This is a genomic window from Paratractidigestivibacter sp. (genome assembly GCF_052362415.1).
Classification (GTDB): domain Bacteria; phylum Actinomycetota; class Coriobacteriia; order Coriobacteriales; family Atopobiaceae; genus Paratractidigestivibacter.
In genome coordinates this window covers 2429-8722 of sequence record NZ_DAWEMK010000076.1, presented here as the reverse complement: position 1 = coordinate 8722, position 6294 = coordinate 2429, and the positions used below count along the sequence as shown (strand labels likewise).

At 65.1% G+C, this 6294-nt stretch carries 6 protein-coding genes; 2 read left to right on the top strand and 4 right to left on the bottom strand.

Translation table 11 applies throughout. The features are described 5' to 3' along the window. The 4 genes from ACT84W_RS07800 to ACT84W_RS07785 form a co-directional block, all read right to left on the bottom strand. On the bottom strand, positions 1-736 hold a 736-nt coding region (locus tag ACT84W_RS07800; RefSeq protein ID WP_444328793.1), incomplete at its 3' end, for a transporter substrate-binding domain-containing protein. A gap of 71 nt (positions 737-807) precedes the next feature. After that, on the bottom strand, positions 808-1656 hold the full coding sequence (locus ACT84W_RS07795; RefSeq protein ID WP_444328792.1) for an ABC transporter substrate-binding protein: 849 nt from the start codon (positions 1654-1656) through the stop codon (positions 808-810). Between the two features lie 316 nt (positions 1657-1972). Next, positions 1973-3313, bottom strand: a complete 1341-nt coding sequence (locus tag ACT84W_RS07790) for a glutamine synthetase family protein (RefSeq protein ID WP_444328791.1) — start codon at positions 3311-3313, stop codon at positions 1973-1975. A 213-nt stretch (positions 3314-3526) separates the two neighbouring features. Further along, positions 3527-3715: a FeoB-associated Cys-rich membrane protein gene (locus tag ACT84W_RS07785; RefSeq protein ID WP_417576095.1), complete on the bottom strand. Its 189-nt coding sequence runs from the start codon at positions 3713-3715 to the stop codon at positions 3527-3529. Positions 3716-4347: 632 nt separating this feature from the next. Here ACT84W_RS07785 and gpmA point away from each other — a divergent pair. Together gpmA and ACT84W_RS07775 are read left to right on the top strand one after the other, a co-directional pair. After that, positions 4348-5094, top strand: a complete 747-nt coding sequence (gpmA, locus tag ACT84W_RS07780) for a 2,3-diphosphoglycerate-dependent phosphoglycerate mutase (RefSeq protein ID WP_444328794.1) — start codon at positions 4348-4350, stop codon at positions 5092-5094. A gap of 136 nt (positions 5095-5230) precedes the next feature. Beyond that, on the top strand, positions 5231-6294 hold a 1064-nt coding region (locus ACT84W_RS07775), incomplete at its 3' end, for an Nramp family divalent metal transporter (protein ID WP_444328790.1).

Below are 6294 nucleotides of genomic sequence, written 5' to 3'. Positions count from 1 at the left end.
GGGCCGGCTGGTCCTTGGAGACGGCGATGCCGTACTGCTCGCCGGTCGGGATCTCCTTGATGACCTGCAGGTCCGAGAAGGACTGGGTCAGCATGTAGGAAGCGACGGGCAGGTCGACGACCATGGCGGCGTACAGGCCGGTCTGAACGCCGGTGAGGGCCGCGGTGACGTCGTCGACGGGCACGCAGGTGGCCTTGGGGAGGTTCTCGGTGATCCACTCGTTGCCGGTGGTGCCGGACTGGCAGACGACCTGCTTGGAGGCGTCGTTCAGGGTGTCGGCGGTGTCGGCGGAGTCCTTCTTGACCACGATGGCCTGGTTGGAGTCCAGGTAGGCGTTGGTGAAGTCGACGGACTCGAGGCGCTCGTCGGTGATGGTGATGGCCGCGATGGCGACGTCGGCCTTGCCGCCCTGCTTGACCAGCGGCACGAGGGTGTCGAACTTCTGGTTGGGCAGGTAGGAGGCCTCGAGGCCCATCTTCTGCGCGACGGCCTTGATGAGGTCGACGTCGAAGCCGACGGGCTCGCCGGTCTTCTCGTCCATGTACTCGAACGGGGCGAAGCCGAGCTCGGCGGCGACGGTCAGCTTGCCATCGGCGACGAGGGTGTAGTCGGACTTCTTTGCGTCGGAGCCGGAGTCGGCGGGCTTGGAGCCGGAGTTGCCGCAGCCGGCGAGGGCGACGGTACCGGCGAGCGTGCCGAGCGAGAGGATGAAGTTGCGGCGGGACATGTTTGCCATTATGCTCTTCTTTCTGTTCGAAAACATATAAACGATTAAATGAGCCTAGCCGAAAGCCCTTTGGCCGATCCTTAGATCTCGGAGCCGAACCAGTCGATCTCGAGCTGCTTGATGGTGCCGTCGTCGGTGAGCTCGGCGAGCGCCTTGTTGATGGCGTCGGTGAGCCCCGCGTTGTCCTTGGAGACGACGATGCCGTACTGCTCGCCGGTCGGGATCTCGATGGAGACCTGGCAGTCGGTGAAGGAATTCGAGCAAAGGTACTTCATCACGGGCAGGTCGGCGGCCGCGGCGTCGTAGAGGCCGGTCTGCACGCCGGTGACGGCGGCGACGGGATCGTCGAGCGACTTGATGGTGGCCTTGGGCAGGTTCTCCTGCGCCCACGCCTCGCCGGTGGTGCCGGACTGGCAGGCGATGGTCACGCCCTCGGCGTTCAGGGAGCCGGCGTCGGTTTTCTGGGAGCCGACCTTGGTGACGACGCCCTGGTTGGAGTCGATGTAGGCGTCGGAGAAGTCGATCTCCTGTTTGCGCTCGTCGGTGATGGTGAAGTTGGAGACGCCCACGTCGGCCTTGCCGCCCTGCTTGACCAGCGGGATGATGCTGTCGAACTTCATGGCGGGCAGGTACTCGCACTCGAGGCCCAGCTTCTCGGCGATCTTCTTCATGAGGTCGACCTCGAAACCCTTGGGCTCGTTGTTCTCGACGAAGTCGAAGGGCGGGTTCGCGAGGTCGGAGGCGACGGTGATCTTACCGGCGGTCACGAGCGTGTAGCCCGCTGCGGAGGCGTCGCCCTTCTGTGCTCCCGAGGAGCCGTTGGAGCCCGCGGAAGAAGCGCCGCCGCAACCGGCGAGCACCGCGGCGCCCGCCGCCGCCCCGAACATTCCCAGGAAATTGCGGCGGTCGAGCATAACGTTCAAGTTCATATTGGGATCCCTTCCCAAAAAGCTTCGGCGCGTGGTCACGCCCTTTCCCGATGGAGGCGCGAGGTCTTCCCCACGTCAGGGCCCCTCCGTTGAATGTCGCGGAGGCGCCGCTGTCCATCGCCTGACACAGAAGTGTCGCTCAGGCAGCTTACAGCTCCCTGAGCGACACCACGGTCTTTACACGATTGATACGTTGGCAAGAAGGGCAGACGTCGATGGCGGGGCGCAGCGTTCGCGTAGGGGGCATCCAAGCGAGCGAAGCGAGCGCAGCCCCCGAAGCGAATGCGGAGCCCCACTGGTATCGAAGCTAGAACCCCTAGTAGCCGCCGTAGTAGTGCACGCGCTCCCAGTCGGTGACGGCGGTGCAGTAGTCGTTCCACTCGCGCTTCTTCTCGGCGATGAGGTACTCGAAGATGTGGTCGCCGAGGACCTCACGCATGAAGCTGGAGGCCTGGAACTTCTCGATGGCCTCGCCGAGGGTGCGCGGCAGGCGCTCGATGCCCTTGGCCGCGAGCTCCTCCTCCGACAGCAGGAAGGTGTCGCAGGTGGACTCCTCCGGCAGCGGCAGCTCGTCCTCGATGCCCTTCATGCCCGCGGCGATGGTGACGGCGAGCGCCAGGTAGGGGTTGGCCGTCGGGTCGGGGCTGCGCAGCTCGATGCGGGTCGAGGAGTGCTTGCCCGGCTTGTGAGCGGGGATGCGCACGAGGGCGGAGCGGTTCTTGCGGCCCCAGGTTGCGTAGTTGGGCACCTCGCCGTTCGAGATGAAGCGCTTGTACGAGTTGACCGTCGGGTTCGTGACCAGCGTGAACTCGGGCGCGTACTTGAGGATGCCGGCCACGTAGTGCTGCGCGAGCTCCGAGAGGTGCGCCGGGTGGAAATCCTTCGGCGCCCAAAAGAGGTTCTCGCCCTCGTGGTCGAAGATCGACTGGTAGAGGAACATCGCGGAGCCGGGCTGGCCGGCGACGGGCTTGGGCATGAAGGAGGCGTACATCCCCTGCTGGGCGGCGAGTTGCTTGATGACGAGGCGGGCGGTCATGATGTTGTCCGCGCAGCTCACGGCCTCGGTGTAGCGCAGCTCGACGCCGTTTTGGGACGGGCCGGCGGCGTGGTAGGAGTACTGCACCGGGATGGACATCTTCTCGAGCATGAGCGTGGTCTGGCGACGCAGGTCGTTGGCGTTGTCCATCGGCGTAAGGTCGAAGTAGCCGGCGTCGTCCTTGGGCTGAAGCTCGGTCTGGCTGTCGGAGTAGAAGTACTCGAGCTTCGGGCCGACGTTGGGGATGAAGCCCTTCTTGTCCGCCTCGGTGAAGACCTTGAGCAGGCAGGCGCGCGGGTCGCCCTCGAAGGGCTTGCGGTCAGGGGTGTAGACGTCGCAGAAGACGCGCGCGACCGCCGACTCGCTCGGGCGCCACGGGAGCATGGTGAAGGTGTCCGGATCCGGGAACGCGAGCATGTCGGACTCTTCCATCGAAACGAAACCGTCGATGGACGAGCCGTCGAAGCCGATGCCCTCCTCGAACGACTCCTCGAGCTCCTCGGGCGAGATCGCGAACGACTTGAGGTTGCCCAGAACGTCGGTGAACCAAAGGCGCACGAAGCGGATGTCGCGCTTCTCGACGGTGCGCAGGACGAAATCGATGTCCTTCTCGCTGCTCATGCAGACTCCTCCCGGGGGTCGGCCGAAAACACATAAGTAAACAGTGTTACGTTCCCACAAGCGTGTTTCGCCCTTGTTTCCCACCTCAGGGCAGCGGGCGCGGCAGGCCGGCGAGCGGCAAGAAGTTCCGCGACTGGTGTCGCCATCAGGCGATCGTTGGGCTGCGGGAAGAAGTTCGCGAGCGCGGGCGCCAGGCTTCGCGCCGCCGGCGCCCTACTTGGTGAAGGCCTTGTTCGCGTCGGCGATCATGCGGTCGGCCTTCGAGCAGCGGCCGGCGGCGTGGCCCGAGCAGGCGGCTCCGCAGTCAGAGCAGCCGTTCTTGTTCGCGCGCACGAGCGAGCGGATAGAAAAGAAGAGGGTCGCCGCGACGGAGGCGAGGATGACGATGTCTGTGATGCCCATGTTCGAGCTCCTTGAGCGCCGACGGGTACATCGGCGCGATTGCGGATCCGTACTTGTTAACCATGGATAACTATACCCATCCGCCTCTGCCGACTGGCCGAGAAGCACAGGGCCCACATAAAGCCTCTGCGCCGAAATCAGGGCTCCGAATAGGTTGACCCGCGTCCACGGCGTTGCGGGCAGATCGCGCGCAGAAAGCCGCACCTCCAGCTATAGGGGGATTCTTCTTGCGCAGAAACTGCGGTCCCCAGCCCAGGCAACGAGCTGGGCGTCCGGGTTTCTGCGCAAAGGCGAGCTGGGCGTTCGGGTTTCTGCGCAAAGGCCAGATGAGCACACCCGGGTTTCTGCGCGCGCGGCTCGCTGCCGCAACTGGCCGTCGGAGTTTCTGCGCGCGCGGTGCTCCCCCGCAACTGAACGTCGCGGTTTCTGCGCGGACCACCTATCGGTGAGAATTTCGCGATTCTTGTTAGCCTTGGTTAACTTTAGCGGCATAACGGGTAGGCTCGAATTGCACAGAAAGACGGCGCGCGCCCATCCGCACGCCGACGCAAAGGAGGAATCGCATGGCACAGCAGCTCACCCCACAAACCAACGATGTGCAGGTAACAGATCAAATCGAGTCGCAAGGCACCATGAAGCTCGTCCTCATCCGCCACGGCGAGTCGGAGTGGAACAAGCTCAATCTCTTTACCGGGTGGACCGACGTCGACCTCACCGAGACCGGGCGCGCCGAGGCGGCGGCCGGCGGGCGTGCCCTAAAGGAAGCCGGCTTCGACTTCGACGTCTGCTACACCTCTCGCCTCAAGCGCGCCATCCATACGCTCAACATCGTCCTGGAGCAGATGAATCGCGAGTGGCTCCCCGTCATCAAGTCCTGGAAGCTCAACGAGCGCCACTACGGCGCGCTGCAGGGTCTGAACAAGGCGGACGCCGCGGCAGAGCACGGAGATGAGCAGGTTCTCATTTGGCGGCGCTCCTTCGACGTGTGCCCGCCTGCGCTCGAGCCCGGCGACGAGCGCGACCCTCACGCCCAGGAGCAGTACCGCGACGTCGCGCCCGACGAGCTCCCCTACACCGAGTGCCTCAAGGACACCATCGCCCGCGCCTGGCCCTACTTCGAGGACCAGATCCGCCCCCAGATGCTCGCCGGCAAGCGCGTGCTCATCGCCGCGCACGGCAACTCGCTGCGCGCGCTCGTCATGAAGCTCGAGCACCTCACTCCCGACGAGATCCTCAAGGTGAACATCCCCACAGGCGTGCCGCTCGTCTACACCTTCGACGCCGGCTTCAACGTGCTCGACAAGCGCTACATCGGCGACCCGGCGACCATCGCGGCAAAGATCGACGCCGTGGCGAACCAAGGCAAGGCAAAGAAGTAAACCGCAGGCCGCAGCTGCCCTCTCGAGCAGGGGGCGGTGCTTCTTTGTGAGGCTTCTTTGTGACGCAATCTCGCAACGCTGATTTACGGCGCCTCCCGCTTCGGCGCCGGAACGACCCCATGAGCAAGGAACCGCGATGCTCAGAACCTCATTACTTGAACATATACAAGAGCGCTTCGGCGCCCAGAAGACCGGCGGCCACGGCGGCCTGGAGATCATGCGCCACATCGGCCCTGGGCTCCTTGTGACCGTCGGTTTCATCGACCCCGGCAACTGGGCGTCGAACATGGCGGCAGGCTCGCAGTTCGGCTATTCGCTGCTGTGGGTCGTCACGCTCTCCACCATCATGCTCATCGTCCTGCAGCACAACGCCGCCCACCTCGGCATCGCCACGGGGATGTGCCTCGCGGAGGCGACGAGCCGCTTTCTCCCCCGGCTCCTTGGCCGGGCGATCCTCGGCACCGCCTACCTGGCCTGCGTCGCCACGGCGATGGCCGAGGTGCTGGGCGGGGCGGTGGCGCTCCAGATGCTCTTTGGCCTGCCGCTGCGCTTCGGCTGCGTCGTGGTTGCTGCGGCATCGATGGCCATGCTCCTCACGAGCTCGTACAAGCAGGCGGAGCGGTGGATCATCGCCTTCGTGAGCGTCGTGGGGCTGTCCTTCTTGGCGGAGCTCGCCATGGTCGAGGTCGACTGGCCGCGAGCGGCGGTGAGCTGGGCCACCCCAAGCATGCCGGCAGGCTCGACGGCGACCGTGGTGAGCATCCTCGGCGCGGTGGTCATGCCGCACAATCTCTTTCTCCACTCGGAGATCATCCAGTCGATGCATTTCGAAGGCCGCGGCCAAAAGGTCGTGGAGGAACGGCTGCGCTACGAGCTTCTCGACACGCTCTTCTCGATGGGCATCGGCTGGGCCATCAACTCCGCGATGGTCATCCTCGCCGCCACGACGTTCTTCTCGCGCGGCGTCGTCGTCGAAGACCTCGCGGCCGCCGCGGCGACGCTCTCCCCCATCGTCGGGCCCGCAAGCTCGGTCATCTTCGCCGTGGCGCTGCTGTTCGCGGGGCTCTCCAGCAGCGTGACGGCGGGGATGGCGGCGGGCACCGTCACGGCGGGGATGTTCGGTGAGGAGTACGACATCCACGACCGGCACTCGTCGATCGGCGTCGCGCTGTGCTTCGCCGGCGCCGTCGCCGCATGTCT

Bases quoted from the DNA above. Each gene is read 5' to 3' on its own strand.
- ACT84W_RS07795 (WP_444328792.1), bottom strand. From the start codon at position 1,656: ATGAACTTGAACGTTATGCTCGACCGCCGCAATTTCCTGGGAATGTTC.
- ACT84W_RS07790 (WP_444328791.1), bottom strand. From the start codon at position 3,313: ATGAGCAGCGAGAAGGACATCGATTTCGTCCTGCGCACCGTCGAGAAG.
- ACT84W_RS07785 (WP_417576095.1), bottom strand. From the start codon at position 3,715: ATGGGCATCACAGACATCGTCATCCTCGCCTCCGTCGCGGCGACCCTC.
- gpmA (WP_444328794.1), top strand. From the start codon at position 4,348: ATGAAGCTCGTCCTCATCCGCCACGGCGAGTCGGAGTGGAACAAGCTC.